Annotated in this window: 16 protein-coding genes; 4 read left to right on the top strand and 12 right to left on the bottom strand. The window is 64.9% G+C overall.

Annotated features, from left to right (window positions below; translation table 11 throughout):
- Window positions 1-41: 41 nt before the first annotated feature.
- The 3 genes from aspT to NCS28_RS16210 form a co-directional block, all read right to left on the bottom strand.
- Window positions 42-1,733, bottom strand: a complete 1,692-nt coding sequence (gene aspT, locus NCS28_RS16220) for an aspartate-alanine antiporter (protein ID WP_250514769.1) — start codon at window positions 1,731-1,733, stop codon at window positions 42-44.
- A 263-nt stretch (window positions 1,734-1,996) separates the two neighbouring features.
- Window positions 1,997-3,058 (bottom strand): alkene reductase, encoded by a 1,062-nt coding sequence (locus tag NCS28_RS16215; RefSeq protein WP_250514768.1) that lies wholly within the window; start codon window positions 3,056-3,058, stop codon window positions 1,997-1,999.
- A 54-nt stretch (window positions 3,059-3,112) separates the two neighbouring features.
- A complete protein-coding gene (locus NCS28_RS16210) occupies window positions 3,113-3,406 on the bottom strand; it encodes an ArsR/SmtB family transcription factor (RefSeq protein ID WP_250514767.1) in 294 nt (97 codons plus the stop codon).
- 197 nt (window positions 3,407-3,603) lie between these two features.
- Between NCS28_RS16210 and NCS28_RS16205 the strand changes: the two genes are divergently transcribed.
- Window positions 3,604-4,008, top strand: coding sequence for a DUF6232 family protein (locus NCS28_RS16205; protein ID WP_250514766.1), 405 nt, complete (start codon window positions 3,604-3,606; stop codon window positions 4,006-4,008).
- A gap of 110 nt (window positions 4,009-4,118) precedes the next feature.
- Window positions 4,119-4,436 (top strand): hypothetical protein, encoded by a 318-nt coding sequence (locus NCS28_RS16200; RefSeq protein WP_250514765.1) that lies wholly within the window; start codon window positions 4,119-4,121, stop codon window positions 4,434-4,436.
- An 8-nt stretch (window positions 4,437-4,444) separates the two neighbouring features.
- Here NCS28_RS16200 and NCS28_RS16195 read toward each other — a convergent pair whose 3' ends face one another.
- The 5 genes from NCS28_RS16195 to phnS form a co-directional block, all read right to left on the bottom strand.
- Window positions 4,445-6,898 (bottom strand): glycogen/starch/alpha-glucan phosphorylase, encoded by a 2,454-nt coding sequence (locus NCS28_RS16195; protein WP_250514764.1) that lies wholly within the window; start codon window positions 6,896-6,898, stop codon window positions 4,445-4,447.
- 250 nt (window positions 6,899-7,148) lie between these two features.
- On the bottom strand, window positions 7,149-7,961 hold the full coding sequence (phnV, locus tag NCS28_RS16190; RefSeq protein WP_250514763.1) for a 2-aminoethylphosphonate ABC transport system, membrane component PhnV: 813 nt from the start codon (window positions 7,959-7,961) through the stop codon (window positions 7,149-7,151).
- Between the two features lies 1 nt (window position 7,962).
- Window positions 7,963-8,892, bottom strand: coding sequence for a 2-aminoethylphosphonate ABC transporter permease subunit (gene phnU, locus NCS28_RS16185; RefSeq protein ID WP_250514762.1), 930 nt, complete (start codon window positions 8,890-8,892; stop codon window positions 7,963-7,965).
- Window positions 8,870-9,892: a 2-aminoethylphosphonate ABC transport system ATP-binding subunit PhnT gene (gene phnT, locus NCS28_RS16180; protein ID WP_250515034.1), complete on the bottom strand. Its 1,023-nt coding sequence runs from the start codon at window positions 9,890-9,892 to the stop codon at window positions 8,870-8,872. The genes phnU and phnT overlap by 23 nt, the downstream gene beginning before the upstream one ends.
- Before the next feature lie 40 nt (window positions 9,893-9,932).
- Window positions 9,933-11,006, bottom strand: coding sequence for a 2-aminoethylphosphonate ABC transporter substrate-binding protein (phnS, locus tag NCS28_RS16175; protein ID WP_250514761.1), 1,074 nt, complete (start codon window positions 11,004-11,006; stop codon window positions 9,933-9,935).
- Between the two features lie 301 nt (window positions 11,007-11,307).
- On the opposite strand from phnS, the gene NCS28_RS16170 reads away from it, so the two are divergent.
- The gene (locus NCS28_RS16170) at window positions 11,308-11,493 is read left to right on the top strand and encodes a hypothetical protein (protein WP_250514760.1); all 186 of its coding nucleotides are present in this window, start codon (window positions 11,308-11,310) and stop codon (window positions 11,491-11,493) included.
- Window positions 11,494-11,584: 91 nt separating this feature from the next.
- On the top strand, window positions 11,585-12,469 hold the full coding sequence (locus tag NCS28_RS16165; protein ID WP_250515033.1) for a DMT family transporter: 885 nt from the start codon (window positions 11,585-11,587) through the stop codon (window positions 12,467-12,469).
- Between the two features lie 15 nt (window positions 12,470-12,484).
- On the opposite strand, the gene NCS28_RS16160 is transcribed toward NCS28_RS16165, so the two are convergent.
- The 4 genes from NCS28_RS16160 to NCS28_RS16145 form a co-directional block, all read right to left on the bottom strand.
- Window positions 12,485-13,603 carry a L,D-transpeptidase gene (locus tag NCS28_RS16160; RefSeq protein WP_502801198.1) on the bottom strand — a complete coding sequence of 373 codons (1,119 nt, stop codon included), beginning with the start codon at window positions 13,601-13,603 and terminating at the stop codon, window positions 12,485-12,487.
- A gap of 259 nt (window positions 13,604-13,862) precedes the next feature.
- Entirely contained in the window at window positions 13,863-14,129 is a 267-nt protein-coding gene (locus NCS28_RS16155; protein ID WP_250514758.1) for an RNA-binding protein, read from the bottom strand.
- 228 nt (window positions 14,130-14,357) lie between these two features.
- Window positions 14,358-14,903, bottom strand: coding sequence for a hypothetical protein (locus NCS28_RS16150; RefSeq protein ID WP_250514757.1), 546 nt, complete (start codon window positions 14,901-14,903; stop codon window positions 14,358-14,360).
- A gap of 123 nt (window positions 14,904-15,026) precedes the next feature.
- On the bottom strand, window positions 15,027-18,320 hold the full coding sequence (locus NCS28_RS16145) for an ATP-binding protein (RefSeq protein ID WP_250514756.1): 3,294 nt from the start codon (window positions 18,318-18,320) through the stop codon (window positions 15,027-15,029).
- Window positions 18,321-18,323: the final 3 nt, after the last annotated feature.

Here is an 18,323-nt window from a genome sequence, read left to right as displayed (position 1 = left end):
TCCTGAATTGATGATCGAAACGATGCGACAGGAAAACGGCGTCACGTGAGCAGCATCACGATCACCATCCCCCAGATCGTGAGCAGCGTATTGCCGACCGCGTAAGTGACCGTATAGCCGAGACCGGGCACCTGGCTCTTCGCGGCATCGCAGATCATGCCGAGCGCGGCGGTCGTCGTGCGTGCGCCCGCGCAGATGCCGAGCAGGATCGCGGGATGGAACTTGAACACGTACTTCGCGACATACATGCCGATGACGAGCGGCACCGTCGTCGCGAAGATGCCCCACAAGAAGAGACTCGCGCCGAGCTTTTGCAGCCCTGCGACGAAGCCCGGCCCTGCCGAAATGCCCACGACCGCGATGAACACGTTCAGGCCGACGGAGTTCATGAACCAGACGGTCGGCGCGGGAATGCGCCCGAAGGTCGGATGAATCGCGCGCAGCCAGCCGAAGACGATGCCCGCGATCAGTGCGCCGCCCGCCGTCGACAGCGTGAGCGGAATCGCGCCGACATGCAGCACGAGCGCGCCGATCAGCGCACCGAGCGTGATCGCGAGGCCGACGAAAGCCATGTCGGCGGCATCGGCGGGACGGTCGAGCACGCCGAGCACCTTCGCGGCCGCCGACGTGTCTTGCGTCCGCCCGACGAGCGTGAGCGTGTCGCCGCGATGCAGCTTCGTGCTCGGCAGAATCGGAATCTGCGTTTCGGTCGCGCCGCGCTTGATCTTGCGCAGGAACACGCCGCGCGATGTGGGCCATTGCGCGAGCTCCTGCAGCGTCTTGCCGTCGACTTCCTTGCTGGTCACGTAGACATCGACGCCTTCGATCGGCACCGCGAGCAATTCGGCATCGTCCACTTCGGTCGCAACGCCGCCGAGCAGATCGACGAGCAATTCACGCCGCCCCGAGATCGCGACGACATCGCCCGGATGCAGGATGTCGTCGATCTTCGCTTCCTGAATGGTCCCGCCGCGCCGGATGCGCTCGATGAAAAGCCGCGCGCCGGCCGGTTCGAGCGCTTCCGCCTGCGCAATCGACATGCCCGCCACGCGCCCATGCTCCGCCACGCGATACGCGCGCAGCTCGAACTTGTGCCATGCCTGGCCCGCGCCGCCGAGCTCGCCAGCGCCGCCGAGCGTCGCCTCGTACTCCTTGCAGGCGGCGACGAGATCGATGTTGAGCAGCCGCGGACCGAGCATCGCGAGAATCAGCGCCGAGCCGATCGTGCCGAAGATATAGGTGACGGCGTAGGCTGTCGGCATCGCGTCGAGCAGCGCCTTCGCCTGGTCGGACGGCAGGCCGAGGCGGTTGATGGCGTCGGTGGCGAGGCCCATCGATGCGGAGATCGTCTGCGAACCCGCGAACAAGCCGGCCGCCGAGCCAACGTCGTAACCCGCGATCTTCGCCGCGGCATAAGGCGCTGCGAGGCATAGCACGCACTGGACGACGGAGAAGAGCGCCTGCGGCAGCCCGTCCTTCGCGATGCCGCGCACGAACTGCGGGCCGACGCCATAACCCACCGCGAACAGGAACATCAGGAAGAAGACCGATTTGACGTTCGACGATATGACGATGCCGAATTGCCCGATGGCGATGGCCGCGAGCAAGGTCGCCGTCACCGCGCCGAGGCTGAAGCCGCGAAAGCTCTTTCCGCCGACCCAATAGCCGACGCCGAGAGAAAGAAAAATGGCGATTTCGGGGTAACTGCGCAGCGTTGCTGTAAGCCAGGACATAGGCACTCCTTTGCGGCGTGGTCCTCGCGATCGCGTGAAAAGTCAGGCGGCGCGTGTGGTGGCTCTTCTTTCAATACACTATTTTTCGTCGGCTGGTTCAATGTTCGATCGAAGGTTCGTTTTTCAGTCTTGCTGCGATGCACGATGCACATTTGAAACTTAGTTAGCATGCTTAACCAATGACATACTTTCGAGCGCCGCAAAAAAAACAGCGGCTTGTGAGGCCGCTGCTTTTCACATCGAGACGCAGACTGCGAGGCGTCTTATTCCGCCGTTTCGAGCAGCGGATAGTCGGTATAGCCCTGCGCGCCAGCCGCATAAAATGTCGACGTATCCCAGTCGTTGAGCGCTGCGCCGAGCTCGAAGCGGCGCACGAGATCCGGATTCGCGATGAACGGCTTGCCCCACGCGACCGCGTCCGCATCGCCGCGCGCGATGATCGCTTCGGCGCTTGCCTTCGAAAAGCCTTCGTTGGCGATATATACGCCGCCGAACGCCTTCTTCAGTTGCGGCCCGAGGCTGTCAGCCGCTTCGTGCTCACGCGCTGCGATGAACGCGATCTTGCGAAGGCCGAGTTCTCGCGCGACATGACCGAAGGTCGCGGCGCGATCGCTGTCGCCCATCGTGTGGGAATCCGCGCGGGGCGCGAGATGCACGCCGACACGATCCGCGCCCCACACATCGATACATTGATCGACGACTTCGAGGAGCAGGCGCGCCCGATTCTCGATCGAACCGCCGTAAGCGTCCGTGCGCTTGTTGGTGCTGTCCTGCAGAAACTGGTCGAGCAGATAGCCGTTCGCGCCGTGCACTTCGACGCCGTCGAAGCCCGCGCGCTTCGCGTTCTCCGCGCCCTTGCGGAACGCCGCGACGACACCGGCGATTTCATCGAGTTCGAGCGCGCGCGGCGTCACGTACGGACGCTGCGGACGCACGAGACTCACATGCCCGCTCGCCGCGATCGCGCTCGGCGCCACCGGCAACTCGCCATTCAGGAAGACCGGATCCGAGATACGGCCCACGTGCCACAGTTGCAGGAAGATCTTGCCGCCCGCGTCGTGCACGGCTTTCGTCACGAGCTTCCAGCCTTCGACCTGTTCGCCGGACCAGATGCCCGGCGTATCGGCATAACCGACGCCTTGCGGCGTGACCGAGGTCGCCTCGCTGAGGATGAGACCCGCCGATGCGCGGTCCGCGTAGTACTGCGCCATCAGCGCGTTGGGCACGCGCTCGACGCCTGCGCGCTGACGCGTGAGCGGCGCCATGATGATGCGGTTCTTGAGCGTGAGTGCGCCAACTTTGAGCGGATCGAAGAGTGTCGACATGAATTGGTGTCCTAATGAAATTGAAAGCAGACTTTCACCACGCGGTAAGCAAGCTCAGAGATTCCCTATGGAATCGCGGAACGCCTGAATGACCGCTTCGTCGCGCTTGAAAAATACCCACTGTCCGACGCGCTTCGTGGTGACGAGCCCGGCTTTTTGCAAGGTCGCGAGATGCGCGGAAACGGTGGACTGCGACATGCCGCAGCGCCCATCGATCTGGCCCGCGCAGACGCCGTGCGACAACGGCAGTTCCTGATCAGGGAAATGCAGTTGCGGCTCCTTCAGCCATTCGAGAATCTCACGGCGAAGGGGGTTGGCAAGGGCCTTGTGAATTGCGTCGATGTCCATTTCGTTGCTCGTGCGTCTGACGAATGGAAAGCGCTGGCTGTCCGAATCGTCTTGAGGCGAAGCATATATCGGAAATTTACGATATGCAAATCGCGATGCAATGCGCGTTGCGCAGAATATTGTCCGAAGTCGCTGCACGCTCCGGCCGGTCTGGTACGCTCCCCCGTTTCATCGGCCGTAAAAAACTACGAAACCTTATGGATACTCCTTTCAACGAACGCGGCGTCACGCTCTCGCGCGCCGGCCTGTCCGCGTCGGGGCAGATGATTCCGCTGCGCGACTTGCGCGCCGCGCGCGTCGTGATGATTCCGCGTCAGAAGCCGCTGCCCATCATCATTGCGCTGCTCGGGCTCGTCGCGCTCGTCGCGGGCATTTTGACTGGCTCGGGTCCGGCCCTCGTACTGGGCGTGATGACCGTCGTGGTCGGTTATCTCACCTGGATCACGCAGGACGTGATCTATCAATTGATGGTCGCGACGCCCGACGGCGAGCGCGAAGTGCTCATCACGAAGGATCAGGAATTCGCGGACAAGGTGGCGGCGCTCGTCGGCGAGGCCGTCGCGAAACATGCGGCAAGCGCGGCGGCGAAACCGCAAGCGTGATCTTGATGCGGCGTTTACACGGCGCCGCGTTTCTTTAGCCCGGCGTTTAGGCACGCGGCGCTAGAGTGCAAGCGTTGCCACTACGAGCCGTCTCCGAACGGCTTACATCGATGGACCTCCGCACCTCCGATTCGTCCAGCCTTCTCCACGCGCTCGACGGCGGCTCGCCGCGCCGCCGCGCAACGCGTCATTGCGTCGCCTTCGATCTGACCGTGCCGGGACTCGACTCGTCGCCCGCGCGCGAAGTGCTCGCGTATGCGTTCGGCGCGCTCGCGCAGGCCTACATCGTCGAGACGAGCCGCCTTCACGACTGCACCACGCTCTATGTCGAGACCGACAGCGAAGACATCAACGATGTCATCGGCACGCTTACCGCACATTTCCCCAACGCGACGCTCGGCCGCGTGACGCGCGTCACGCGGCACTGAACGCAACGTCAGGTGACTTGCAGCGGCTCCACGTGCCAGATGTCGCGCGCATACTCCGCGATCGTGCGATCCGACGAGAAGATGCCCATGCCAGCGACGTTCTCGATCGCGCTCTTCGTCCAAGCGTCCTTGTCGCGGAACTTGAGATCGACTTCGGTCTGCGTCTTGTCGAAGCTGTCGAAATCGGCGAGCACCATGTAGTGATCGCCCCAGTCCACGAGCGTGTGGAAGATGTCGTAGAAACGATGCGGCTCTTCCGGCGAGAAATGCCCGAGTCGGATCTGGTCGAGTGCAACTTTCAGCTCCGGATTCTCCTCGTAGATCTGCCGCGGCCGATAACCCGCCGCACGCAGCGATTCGATCTCGTCGGTCGTGTTGCCGAAGATGAAGATGTTCTCGCGCCCGACCGCATCGCAGATTTCGATGTTCGCGCCATCCAGCGTGCCGATGGTGAGCGCCCCGTTCAACGCAAGCTTCATGTTACCGGTACCGGATGCCTCGGTCCCGGCCATCGAAATCTGCTCGGAGAGATCGGCCGCCGGAATGATGAGCTCGGCCACGCTCACGCCATAGTTCGGAATGAAGCCGACCTTGAGACGATCGCCGACGAGCGGATCCGCGTTGATCTTCTTCGCGACATCGTTGATGAGCTTGATGATGTTCTTCGCCATCTTGTACGCGGAAGCCGCCTTGCCCGCGAACATCACGACGCGCGGCGTCCAGTCCTGCTCCGGATTCTCGCGGATACGGTTGTAGCGCACGATCACGTACAGGATATTGAGCAGTTGCCGCTTGTACTCGTGGATGCGCTTCACTTGCAAATCGAATAGCGCTTCCGGATTGATGATCGCATTGGCGTCGCGTTTCGCGCGTTCCACCAGACGCAGCTTGCTCGCGAACTTCGCCTCGTGAAAAGCGTTGCAGAACTCGGGATCGTCGCGCCATTCGCGTAGACGCCCCAGCTCGAACAGATCGGTGCGCCAGCGCGGCCCGAGCCGCTTGTCGATCAAGGCGGAGAGCGACGGACTCGCCTGCGCGAGCCAGCGTCGCGGCGTGACGCCGTTCGTCACGTTCGTGAAGCGCTCGGGGTACATGCGCGCGAAGTCGGAGAAGATGTTCTGCACCATCAGTTGCGAGTGCAGCTTCGATACGCCGTTCACCTTGTGGCTCGCGACGATCGCAAGATGCGCCATGCGCACGCGTCGCTGACCGTATTCGTCGACGAGCGAGATGCGGCGAATCAGATCGACATCGCGTCCGAACTTCTCGGTCACTTGCTTCAGGAACTGCGCGTTGATCTCGAAGATGATCTCCAGATGCCGCGGCAACAGACGCGCGAGCATCTCGACGTCCCACGTTTCCAGCGCCTCGGGCATCAGCGTGTGATTCGTGTACGAGAACATCTGCTGAATGAGCTTCCACGCCTTGTCCCACGGCAGATGATGTCTGTCGACGAGAAGACGCATCAACTCCGGAATCGCGAGCACCGGGTGCGTGTCGTTCAGATGCACCGCGACCTTTTCCGCGAGCCGACCGAAATGCGTGTGCGTGCGCTGATAGCGGCGAATCAGATCCTGCATCGTCGCGGAAACGAAGAAGTATTCCTGACGCAGACGCAGCTCGCGGCCGGCCTGCGTCGAGTCGTCCGGATACAGCAGACGCGATACGTGCTCGGACGTGTTCTTCGCTTCCACCGCGCGGCGATAGTCGCCCTGATTGAACGCGGACAAGTCGAACTCGTCGGTCGCGCGCGCGGACCACAGGCGCAGCGTGTTCGTCGCCGTCGTCGCGAAGCCGGGGATGACCGTGTCGTAGGCCATCGCGTTGACATGCTCGGTGTCGATCCAGTCGGTGCGATCTTCGTGCTGTACGGTGCGTCCGCCGAAATGCACGGTGTACACCACCTCGGGCCGCGGGAACTCCCACGGATTGCCCGCGCGCAGCCAGTAATCGGGCATCTCGACCTGGTTGCCGTCGACGATCGTCTGCCGGAACATGCCGTATTCGTAACGGATGCCATAGCCGAAGCCCGGCACGCCGACGGTCGCCATCGAATCGAGGAAGCAGGCCGCGAGGCGCCCGAGGCCGCCGTTGCCGAGGGCGGCATCCGGCTCCAGATCCTCCAACGTCGCGAGATCGACGCCGAGCCCGGCCAGCGCGTCGCGCACCTCGTCATAGATGCCGAGCGCGAGCAACGCATTGCTGAAAGTTCTGCCGATGAGAAACTCCATCGACAGGTAGTAGACGCGTTTCACGTCCTGTTCATACTGCAGCCGCGTGGTGCGCATCCAGCGTGCGACGAGACGATCGCGCACCGCCAGTTCAGCGGCATGGAGCCAGTCGCGCGGCTGCGCGGTGACCGCATCTTTGCCGACGCCGTACATCAGGCGGTTCGAGATGGAGCGTCTGAGCGCATCGACGGTGCTGTTGAGCTGGTCGAATTCCAGGTCGACGGATGTCATCGGAACCTCCGGTATTTGCGACATATGCAACGACCACGAAAGCATGACGGGAGTTCACCGGGTGCCCCATATTGGCGCGCTGATCCGGTCAAGCGGGTGCGGACGTGCCTGAATGTGCAGGTTACGCCACTTTTATTTTTTTTGGTATGACGTGGCGAGACCTGAAGCGAGGCCCGCGAATTGCTTCCGGCAACCGCAGGCCCGACATGACGACGTCGTTTACTTCGGAATCCAGATGGTTTTCAGACGATCAGCGGCGTGGTGCGCGAGCGGCAATCAGCAGAAGCGCCGCGAGCGATACGGCGAGCAGAATAAGCGAGAGCGCCGACGCCGGCAGATAGTAGCCGCGATTGACCTGACCCACGACGACGATCGGCACGGTCGCGAAACCGGGCGGATAGACGGTGAGCGTCGCGCCCAGTTCGCCGAGCGACAGCGCGAAACCGAGCGCGAGGCTCGCGCGGATCGCAGGCACGAGTTGTGGCAATACCACGCGCGCGAGAACCATGCGCGGCGGCGCGCCGAGGCTCGCGGCGGCCTCGCGCAAGATCGTCAGTTCGGGACGCAGCGCGGCGGCGGCGCACCGGTAGCAGAACGGCAACACGAGCGCGAGTTGCACGAGTACGACGATCGCGGCCGATCCGGACAGATCGAGCGGACGCTTGTGATACGCGATCAATACCGCGAGCCCGAGCACGACGCTCGGCACGCCGCTGCCCATCATCGCGACGGCATCGACGAGCGCGCCGAGACCGCGGCGGTCGCGCCCTTCCAATGCGAGCGCGAGCCACAAGCCGAGCGCCGTGCCGATGAACGCGACGCCCAACCCGACTTCGAGACTCGTGGTCACCGCATCGAGATCGCTCGATGAAAGCCGCGCGAACCAGCGCGTGCTGAAGTCATCCGGCAAGATCGTTCCCGACCAGTGCGATGCGACGCTCGACAACGCGACGACGACCACCGGCAGCACGAACAGCCAGAAGCACAGCAACGCGACGAAGCCCGTGAACGCGACGCGCAGCAGCGCGCCGGGCGTGAATCGCGAGGAAACCGAAAGCTGCATGTCAGCGGACTCCCGCGCGCCGGTTGACGCGCCTGTAAAGCGCATAGAGCGACAGCGACATCAGCAGCATCACGACCGAGCCCGCGGCCGCGGTAGGAAGATCGAGATCGACGGTCGCCGCGCTGTAAATCGCGATCGGCAAGGTGATCAGATGCGCGCTGCCGAGCACGAGCAAAATGCCGAACTCGTTCAGCGTGAGAAGAAAGCAGAGAATCGTGCCCGCGGCGATGCCGGGCCACGCGAGCGGCAACACGACTTTCGTCGCGACCATCCAGCCGTCGGCGCCGAGACTCTTCGCCGCCTCGACAAGCCGCATGTCGAGCGTCGCATACGATGCGAGCGTCGGGCGCACGACGAACGGCGCATAGAACACGACTTCGGCGAGGATTACGCCTCCGATGCCGAAGAGGAAATCGAGCGGCGCTGCATCGAGCGAAAAGAGCCGCTGCAAACCGATGCTGACGGACCCTTGCGAGCCGTAGAGAAAGATCAGCGTGAACGCGACCAGAAACGACGGAAACGCGACGAACAATTCGAGGAAGCGCGTAAGCAGACGCGCGCCAGCGAAAGGCCTGAAGAACAACATCGACGCAATCGCGACGCCGAGCAACGAAGCGATGCTCGCGCTCGCGAAGAGAATGCCGAGCGTCGTGCCGATCATGCCGCGCGTTTCCGGATTGCCGAAGAACGCGGTGTACGCATGCAGCGTGAAACCGTGCGCGCCGGTGACGCTGAGCATCACGAGCCGCGCGAGCGGATAGACGACGAGCGGCCCGAGCACGAACACGAGTATGAAGAGCAGATGCCATTGCCCTTTGCGCTCGCGGCGCCGCGCTTCATTCGCATGCTCGGCGAATTGCGCGGAGAGATCGGCGTCGGTGATGCAGCCTTCGTCGCGCGCGACGCTCTCAGGAACGAACAAGGACGACATCGTCAGCCTCGAAGCGAAGGGACACGCGCGTGCCTTTCTCCGGCATGCGCGCATGGCCGCGTGGGGTCGTCACGAGCACGGGCTCGCCGGGCGACGCATCGAGCGCGACGGTAATCGAAAGCGCCGCGCCATACCATTCGACGGACGCGATGGTGCCGTGCAGCGGACCCTCGCCCAGCGGCGCGATCGTGAAGCGCTCGGGACGAATGCACGCGAGACGTTCGCGCTCGTCGTGCCGCGCATCGCCGACGGGATACACCACGCGCGGCGGCAACAGATTCGCCGCGCCGAGATAGCGCGCGACGAAGGCGTCGTTGGGCGCGTCGTACAACTCGCGCGGCGCGCCGAGTTGCGCGATGCGGCCATCGCGCATCAGGAGCGTGCGATCGGAGAGCACGAGCGCATCGTCCTGATCGTGCGTCACGCAGACGATCGTCAGATTCGACAAGCGCTCATGCAACGCCTTCAGTTCGCTGCGTACGGAAGCGCGCAGGTTCGCATCGAGCGCGGAAAGCGGTTCGTCGAGCAGCAGCACATCCGGTTCGATGACGAGCGCCCGCGCCAGCGCAACGCGCTGCTGCATGCCGCCGGAAAGCTGCGCGGGCATGACGTGACCGGCGTCGGAAAGCTGCACGAGCTTGAGCGCATCGGCGACGCGCCTTGCGACCTCGCCCGTCTTCAACTTGCGCGCGCGCAGCCCGAACGCGACGTTGTCGAACACGGACAGATGCGGAAAGAGCGCATAGCTCTGGAACAGCAGCCCGAGATTGCGCTGATGCGGCGGCACGTGCGTGAGATCGCGGCCCGCGATGGTGAGCGTTCCCGCGAGCGCATCGGCCTTGGCGAAGCCCGCGATGAAACGCAACAGCGTGGTCTTGCCGCAGCCGCTTCGGCCGAGCACGGTGAGGAATTCGCCGCGACCGATGCGAAGCGAGAGATCGTCGAGCACGGTGCGCGTACCGAAGCGCACCGTCAGGCGATCGACGTGCACGCCCGACATCGAAGAGACGCCGGACACTTCCCTGGCAAGCGCGCTCACGTTACGACTTCGGCTTGACGACTTCGGTCTGCTTGCCCGTGTTACCGATGACTTCGCTCTTCCAGCGCTCGGTCCAGCCCGCCTTCTTCTGCATGACTTCGTTCCAGTCGACCGGAATCAGCTTCACGCCCGAGATCGCCTGCTTGACGGCATCGCCGTTCTTGCCGGCGAGCGGCACGTCGGTGCGTCCCGGAATGCCGTAGATATCGGGCACTTTCGACTGCACGTCCGACGACATCAGATAGTCGATCAGCTTCTTGCCCGCTGCCTGATTCGGACCGCTCTTGATGAGGCCGATCGCATACGGCAACTGGAACGTGGTCGGCGCTTCGCCGGCCTTGTGCGAGAGGAAGAGCGGCTTGATCGAGAGACCGCCGTTGGCGGCATCGTCGAGATCCATTTGCAGATCGCCGTTGGCGAACGCGATCTCGTTGCGCGAGAGCAGCACGTCGAGATAGCCTGTGCCCTTCGTATGGAACTTGGCGCTCTGCTCGAGCGACTTGAGGTAGTCGAACGCCTTGTCCTCGCCCATCAAAGCCGAGGTCAGGATGATGACGGCCATGCCGTCGCCCGCCGTCGCCGGATTCGAATACGCGATCTTGCCCGAGTAGTTCGGATGCAGCAGATCGGCAAAGGTCTTCGGCGCGGTCTTCGTGACTTCCGGATTGATCGCGAACGAGAAGTAGTTGTTCACGAACGTGGCCCAAGCGCCGTCCTGCGCTTTGGCGATGGCGGGCACGTTCTTGTAGTTCACGCTCTGATAGGGCTGCAGCAGGCCGCCTTGCTGCGCTTGCTGGATGAAAGGCGGCAACGTGACGAGCACGTCGGCCTTGGGCGAATCCTTTTCGACGGTCGCGCGGTTCACCACTTCGCCGCTGCCCGCCGTGACGATGTTGACCTTCACGCCTTCCTTCTTTTCGAAGGCGGGAAGCACGTCCTTGTAGAGATTCTCGAGGCCATCGGCGGTGTAGAGGACGACGGCGTCGGCGGCGTGGACGGGCATCGCGGCAAGCAGGGCGAAAGCGGCGGCGAACGCCGGCAGTAGGTTGCGCGCGCGGCGCAAATCGCGGGTCATTGTTTGGTGTCTCTTAGGTGGTGGATGGTCGGGGCCGACCTTCAACCGCCAAGCATTGCAGAGGTCTGTGACATCGATGTGAATTGGAGTTTTTGCTTTCGCTTCGGAAACTTGATTTCGCGTCGGTCTTTGGCTCTGCCCCTGCGCGGGCGGCCCCGCACAGGAGCAGTGCTGATAAACCAACAAGAAAACCGAATCCACCGCCAAAAGCAACGCATTCTTTCCCCCCGATAAGCAATCCCCAAGCCCTCATCCACTAGACTATCGAGTTCCGCAAAAAAGCTCCGACCAAGGCAACAAGATGTACAAGAAAGGCGTGGTAATCGAAATCCAGTTTCCTTCCGAGCGCTTGAACGACGCAGCGGGCGATCCCTACTGGATCGATCTCACGCTCGATGAAGCAAAGCGGTTGCATGCGCAGCTATCGCGACGCTTCGAGGGCGATGCCAGCGCCAACCAACCCCTCGACACTTTCACGATCGAATAACGCGCCATCACTCGCGAGTGCACGGTTAAACAAGACGAGCGCGGGCCTTGAAGCCGATACTGCCGCATCCCCGTCTTGCTTCATGCCTCACATGATTCCGATTCTCGCCGCTCCCGTCTTCGTGTTTCTCTGGTCGACAGGCTTCATCGTCGCACGGGCGATCACGCCTTACGTCGATCCGAATCTGTATCTGCTCGTGCGCTTTTCCGGCACGACGCTGCTGTTTTTCGCAATCGCCATCATTACGCGCGCGCCTTGGCCGAAAGGCCGCGACGTCGGCCGGCATCTCTTCGCCGGAGCGCTCCTGCAAGGCGTCTATCTCGGCGCGGGTTATTGGGCCGTCGCGCAAGGGCTCGGCGCGGGCATCATGGCGCTGCTCGGCGCCCTGCAGCCGCTTCTGACGGCCGCCGTCGCCGCGCGGCTCTTCGGTGAACGGCTCTCGCCGCGCGCATGGGGCGGGCTCGCGCTTGGGCTCGTTGGCGTCGCGATGGTGCTCGCGCCGAAGCTCGCGGCGAGCGGCGCCCACGTCGGACATGCGGCGAGCGTGCATCCGTCGCAGTGGATCGTCGTGTCGGTCGCGATGTGCTCGATCGTCGCGATCACCGCGGGCACGCTGTATCAGAAGAGCTCGCTCGCGCGCGCCGATATCCGCAGCGCCAGCGCGTTGCAGAACGCGGGCGCGGCGATCGTCGCGCTCGTGCTCGCGATGGCGCTCGGGGAGCATCGCTTCATCCCGTCGATGATGACGTGGATCTCGCTCGCATGGGGCATCGTGATGCTCTCGGGCGTCGCGACGACGCTGCTCGTGTGGATGGTCCGGCGCGGCGACGCATCGCGCGCAACCGCCCTGCTCTTTCTCGCGCCGCCGCTCGCCGCATTCGAAAGCTTTGTCGCGTTCGGCGAGACGCTCGATGCCGTGCAACTCGCGGGCTTCGGCTTCGCGCTCGCGGGCGTGCTGCTCGCGCGCGCCAAATAACGCGATCGGCGCGGCTCAATCCACCGTGTCCGCGCCCGCCGGAATGTGCGCGCGCACCGCCTTGCCCGGACCCGGCGACCACGCCGGCCGCGTCGTCCTGCCCGTATCGACGACGACGAGATAGTGGCCCGCCCACGGCGTCGTCTTGCGCGTAGCCTTCAGGACCCACATCGACCCGCCTTCGGATGCGCGCGCCTCGTATTGCGCATCGAGAATGCCGTGATGATCGATGAACGTGTTGAGCGTCGACGGAATGCGTACACATCCCTTCGAGTGCCGCATGCCGAGCAGCGGCTCCAGCTTCTCGGGATCTGTGGCGTGCATCTGAAAGCGCATCGGCGACTTGCCGCCCTTGCCCCAGCCGCGCTCGCCATCGGCCCAGCCGAAATCGTAGATGCGCATGTCGCGCGCACCGTAGCCGCGAATCTTGAACTCGTTAAGCGTGCCCTCGGCCCGGAAGTCCATGTTGCCCGGCACGTGCTGAAACACGCCAAGCGGCGTGACGAAGTGATCGTAAGTGCCGGGGCGGCCCGTCGATACCGGCGACGCGCCGATCATCGACCACGGATCGCCCGCCTTCGCGCGGAAGTAGATGAAGACCGCCTGCACGTTTGCACTGCGATCGACCAGCACGACGAACTCGCTGGCGAGATCGCCGTGGCCGTCTACGTCGAGCGTATGTTGCAGCAGACGTCCGTAGGCCTGCTGATCCGCGACGGGCACGGTGAGCCGCCGATCGACTTCCTTCGCGAAGTTCTGCCTCATCGCGTACGCGCCCGCGGGCGGCATGCCGGTGCGCTGCGCGAGATTGGGTTCGGGCGGCTCGGGAGGCAAGGGCACTTCGGGCGCCTGCGCTTCGGATGCCGCGCTCGCGGCGCTCGCCGCCGACGCCGCACTCGCCTCCGATGCGGCGGCAGCCTCGGAAGCGGCGGAGGCAGCCGGAGCCGGTTGCGCCGGCATCGGCACAGGCATGGCCGGAAGCGCGCGCTCGGGCGCGCTCGCGCTGTGCGGGATGCTCGCGCCTTGCGGCATCGGCGGCGCGGAAACGGCGGGTGCTGCCGAAACGCGTCCCTGCACGACCGTCCCCGATGCGCCCGAGGCAGTCTGAGGCTGCGCGTGAACCGCTGTCGCCATCGAAACGAGCGCGCCTGCCGCCGCGCCCACTAAAATTTTTGCGCCGAATGGCGTCTTGTTTTTTCCTGCCTGCTGCATCGATATGAATGATCCGCTTTGCGTGCTGCCAACGAGCGGCGCGTGCGCGCAAGATTGCGCGCACAGAAAAAAAGCCGGTGCGCACGAGGCACCGACTTCGCCGCTCCATAACGTTCGTCAGCGGAGATTTAGCAAAGTTCGTTCCGGGCGATGCGCGCGACAATCGGCGCAGCGCGCACGGTCAATGCAGGCGGATAGACGCGTCACCCGATGGCGACGCCCGGGCGCGCAAGGGTTCGTCGAGAAAGCGCTGATGACACAGCTTTTGCGCGATCGCCTCGCCGATGTAAGGCACATCGGTCGCGAGCCTGGCAGTCGCGTAGGCGTGAGCGGTGCCCGCGCCGTGGACTTCGATATCGCTCGCATAGCCGCCGAGCTCGTGCTCCAGGAAGCGCCGCACGTCGCGCGCGGCGCAGCGTTGCGGAAGATTCCAGACGATCAGGTTCATTGCCGTCACCTCCTTGCGCGCACGCGCACCGGCTGCGGACGCTGCTTCAGGATCACGCGCGCCGCAAGCGTGCCGACGACCAAAAGGGACACATACGCAAACATCATGGCGACTCCATGGCGAATTTCGAGATAGGTCCATACTAATCCCGTAGACCATTCGCGTGCTGCGACATTCCGCCTTTTTCAATAAATGTTCTAAATCGGACGGATGCGTCGAACCGATGGGTCAGAAACCGCTGCACGTCATGCTGGAAAGATTCGGATAGCGATTGGGCCAGTCGCCAGCCATCGCGCTCTGCGCATCTTTCAGCGTGATGTCGCCGGTGCAGACGCAGCGCTTCAGATAGACCGCGAGCCGTTCCTTGCGCCGCTGGCCCGCGCGCCCTTCCCAGCGGCGCAGATCGAGATTCGCGGGCGAATTGGGCGAACCGCCGAGCAGCACCGGCATGCGGTGATCGAGCGCATATTCCGATGCGAACGATGCATCGATGCTGCGCTGCTTGAGAAGCCGCTCCTTCTGGCGCATCTGGATCTCGAACGACGGCAGCACGCGGTCCACGTAACCGGGCATGCAGATCGTATCGACGATGGTCGCCTGCGTGACGCGCGCGTCGAGCCATTCGGCGCGCTGGGCGCGCGGCGCGCCGGGCATCATCAACGCGAACATCGCGCAGCACCACGCCAGCGCCGTGCACGGAATGCGGCGGGTGCGGCCGGTGCGGCCCGCGCCTGGCTTCGTTTTCCCGGTGAACCGGATATCCCTTCGACTCATGCCTCTGTGCGCCATCCATCGCGGCCACGGATCGCCGCGTGTTTTTGAGATGATCGGAGGTTCAATTAAAACACACGAAACGCACGCCGCACGCGAAAGCTCGATCGCGAGCGTCGAAGCGCGTCATGTCGAAGGGCCGGATGCGGGAGAAGCACAGGCGAGCGGGACGGCGAGCGCGGCGTCGAGCGCCTCGGCCGCCGCGACGAATGCTGCGAACGATGCCGCGATGCACGCATCGTCCTCGCCGTTGCGATCTTCCGCGACCGCGAGTTCGCAATCGCGCTGCAACGCGACGCACGCGCGCACGAAAGGCGCAGCCTTGATCACCGCGGCCGCCCCTTTCATGCGATGCGCGATGTCGCGCAGGCGCGCGTGGTCGCAGTCGTCGAACGCGCCGTGCGCGTCCGCGAGGTCCTGTGCGTTGGCGGCCTTCAGCGTGTCGACGAGCGCGCCGGCCTGATCGCCGAAACCGGCGAGCGATGCGTGGTCGAATACCGGCTCGTCGGGCGCATCGGACCCAGCCGCTCGCGGCTTCTTCGACGCGGCCGCCGACGCGCGGCCGCCGAGTGTCACGGCAAGCAAGGCCTCGCGCAGATCGTCGAGGCCGAGCGGCTTCACGAGGCACGCGGTCATGCCCGATGCAACCGCGCGCATCGCCGCGTCGGGCTGCGCATTCGCCGTCAGGCCGACGATCGGCATCGCGCGCGGCCTGGACGGGTCGTTGGCTTCGTCGTCGCGGATCGTGCGCGCCAGTTCCTCGCCGCTCATTCGGGGCATCGAGCAATCGGTGAGGATCACGTCGAACGCGCGCGGATCGGCACGCCAGCGCGCGAGCGCCGCCTTGCCGTCGACGGCCAGTTGCGCCGCGCCGCCGAGCAACCGGATCTGCCCGTCGAGCACGATGCGATTGGCCGGATGATCGTCGACGACGAGCACGCGCAGTCCCGCCAGCACTTCGTCCACCGCGCCCGTCTGTATAGGGCGCGTGCCGGCGGCGGTCGCGACCGCTTGCGCCTCCGGCAGATCGAGCATCACGGTGAAGCGCGTGCCGCGCCCGGGCTCGCTCGAGATCTCGATCGTGCCGCCCATCATCATGGCGAGCCGCTTGCTGACGGTGAGTCCGAGCCCGGTGCCGCCGACGCTGCGCGCGCGGCCATCGTGCGCCTGCACGAACGGCGTGAAAAGCATCGCCTGCTTCTCGGGCGCGATGCCGATGCCCGTGTCGGATACCGCGAGCGTCACCGCGCGCTTGCCGTCCCGCGCCGGCGCGATGCCGTATTCGAGCGTGACCGCGCCGGCATCGGTGAACTTGATCGCGTTCGAGAGCAGATTGCCGACGATCTGCCGCAGACGCTGGCCGTCGGCGAGGATCCAGGCCGGGCCGCCATCGGACAGGCGCTTCACGACGAGCGCGACGCCCTTCGCGCGCGCGGCCGGCTCGTAGATCGCCGCGACGCCCGCGATCCACGCCTCGACTTCGAGCGGCGCGGGCGCGAGCACGAGACGCTCGGCCTCGATCTTCGCGACGTCCAGCAGATCGTCGATCAGCCCGAGCAGATCGTGCGCGGCGTGATGCGCGATCGACAGCGCGCGCTCGGTCGCGGCGCGCTCGCCGGGCGCGCGCAGCTCCATTTCGAGCAGGCCGAGCACGGCGTTCATCGGCGTGCGGATTTCGTGGCTCATCGTCGCGAGGAAGGAGGACTTCGCGCGGTTCGCCGTTTCCGCTTCTTCCTTTGCGGCGCGCATCGCATTTTCGGCGGCGATCCGACGCGCGATCTGCGCGCGCATCGTCAGCGCCCAGCCTGCGAGCACGAACACGAGCGCGGCGCCGAGCAGCGCACCGAGCTCGACTTGCGGACGGCGGCGCTCCCACAGCACCTCGGGATGCTCGGAGAGCGACCATCGTGCGCTGATCGATTCGAGTTGCGGAAGCGGCAAGCTGGCGATCGCGCGATCGATGATGCCCAGCAAAATCGGCTCGCTGGATGCGACGCTCAGTCCATACGGAACCGGCTGCGTCGACAGCACGCCGCTCACGACGAGCGACCCGCGATACGGATTGCCCACCGTATAGTTCGCGAAGGTCAAGTCGGTGACGGTGGCATCGGCTTCGCCTTTCGCGACGGCGTACACCGGCGCTTCGGGCCGGGACGCCGCGTAGATGAAGCGCGCGTTTGGCGCGTGCCGTCGCACGAGCGCCTGCAGCGGTGTAAACACCGGGAGCGCGACCCGCTTGCCCGCGAGCGCGGCGGCGTCGCGCAGCGGCGGCTGGCCGGCGGCCGTCACGATCGCGAGGATGCCGTCGCCGATCGGGACGGACGTCGACGCCCCGGCCATGTCGGTTCCGTCGGCGACGCCGAACGGCAGCATGTCCGATGCGCCGCTCGCCAGATCGGCGGTCAACTGATCCATCGAATCGCGCATGCGGGCTTCGAAACGAAGCCCCGTGACGCGAGCGATCGCCGCCAGAAAATCGACCACGACGCCCGCTGGCTCGCCCTGCGAGTCGCGGAACGTGAGGGGCGCGGCGCGCGACAGCATCGAATAGCGCACCACGGGATGGGCCCGCACCCAGGCGGCTTCCTCCGCAGACAGCTGGACCGGCTTCTGCTGCGTGATCACGGTCGCGCTCGGCGTCCAGCGCGCGATCTCTGCCAACAGGAACGCCGGCGGCAAAGCGGCAAGCGCGTCATCGACCCGGCGCCGCAATGAGCCCGCATCCGCACGGTCCTGTGCAAAGGCGAAGCGGTAGCCGCCGTCGTCGAGAGCGGCGTAGTTGGTAACGGTCAGGTTCGGCAACCTGAAATGCCTCAAGACGTAGGCGGCGGCAGTCACGTCGCCGACGAACGCGTCGGCATCGCCGAACGATACGGCGAGCAGCGCGCCGATCAGGTCTGGATAAGCGGCGGGCGTCATCGACGGATACGCGGTCTGCAAGCGCGCGGGCGAGGTCTGCGCGTCCACGTATGCGAGCCGGTGAGTCGGCGCGCGCTTCGCGATCGGCTCGATGCAGAGCTGCTTGAGCGGAAGATACGGACGGCTGTATGCGAGCGCCGCGCCGCTGTCCTCGCCGGTCGCGCCGGTCGCCATGTCGATTTCGCCGCGCGTGAGCGCCGCGATCATCGCGGCGCGGCTCGGATAGAGACGCCATTGCGTATCGGCGTCGAGCGCGGCGGCGATGGCCTTCACGTAATCGATGGAGATACCGCGCGGCGCGGCCGCACGCGGATACGCCATGTCGAGCGGCGGCGCGACGCCCGGCGCCACGCCGACGACGATGCGCTCTTTCGCGCGTGCCGTCGGCGTCATCGCGAAGAGCACGCTTGTCAGGATGACGAAGAGGATGCCCGCGCACGAGCGCCATCGCGCGCGTGCGGCCCGCGCGATGGCGCCACGAAATCTTGCAAGATCGAACAAGCC

The sequence above is a fragment of the Caballeronia sp. INDeC2 genome (genome assembly GCF_023631325.1).
Classification (GTDB): Bacteria; Pseudomonadota; Gammaproteobacteria; order Burkholderiales; family Burkholderiaceae; genus Caballeronia.
This window is presented reverse-complemented; position numbering and strand designations above follow the sequence as displayed.

Coding starts and splice junctions, on each gene's coding strand:
- NCS28_RS16200 (WP_250514765.1), top strand. CDS start 4,119: ATGGACCTCCGCACCTCCGATTCGTCCAGCCTTCTCCACGCGCTCGAC.
- phnV (WP_250514763.1), bottom strand. CDS start 7,961: ATGCAGCTTTCGGTTTCCTCGCGATTCACGCCCGGCGCGCTGCTGCGC.
- NCS28_RS16165 (WP_250515033.1), top strand. CDS start 11,585: ATGATTCCGATTCTCGCCGCTCCCGTCTTCGTGTTTCTCTGGTCGACA.
- NCS28_RS16160 (WP_502801198.1), bottom strand. CDS start 13,603: ATGGCGACAGCGGTTCACGCGCAGCCTCAGACTGCCTCGGGCGCATCG.
- phnT (WP_250515034.1), bottom strand. CDS start 9,892: ATGTCGGGCGTGCACGTCGATCGCCTGACGGTGCGCTTCGGTACGCGC.
- aspT (WP_250514769.1), bottom strand. CDS start 1,733: ATGTCCTGGCTTACAGCAACGCTGCGCAGTTACCCCGAAATCGCCATT.
- NCS28_RS16215 (WP_250514768.1), bottom strand. CDS start 3,058: ATGTCGACACTCTTCGATCCGCTCAAAGTTGGCGCACTCACGCTCAAG.
- NCS28_RS16150 (WP_250514757.1), bottom strand. CDS start 14,903: ATGAGTCGAAGGGATATCCGGTTCACCGGGAAAACGAAGCCAGGCGCG.
- phnS (WP_250514761.1), bottom strand. CDS start 11,006: ATGACCCGCGATTTGCGCCGCGCGCGCAACCTACTGCCGGCGTTCGCC.
- NCS28_RS16195 (WP_250514764.1), bottom strand. CDS start 6,898: ATGACATCCGTCGACCTGGAATTCGACCAGCTCAACAGCACCGTCGAT.
- NCS28_RS16170 (WP_250514760.1), top strand. CDS start 11,308: ATGTACAAGAAAGGCGTGGTAATCGAAATCCAGTTTCCTTCCGAGCGC.
- NCS28_RS16210 (WP_250514767.1), bottom strand. CDS start 3,406: ATGGACATCGACGCAATTCACAAGGCCCTTGCCAACCCCCTTCGCCGT.
- NCS28_RS16155 (WP_250514758.1), bottom strand. CDS start 14,129: ATGAACCTGATCGTCTGGAATCTTCCGCAACGCTGCGCCGCGCGCGAC.
- phnU (WP_250514762.1), bottom strand. CDS start 8,892: ATGTCGTCCTTGTTCGTTCCTGAGAGCGTCGCGCGCGACGAAGGCTGC.
- NCS28_RS16205 (WP_250514766.1), top strand. CDS start 3,604: ATGGATACTCCTTTCAACGAACGCGGCGTCACGCTCTCGCGCGCCGGC.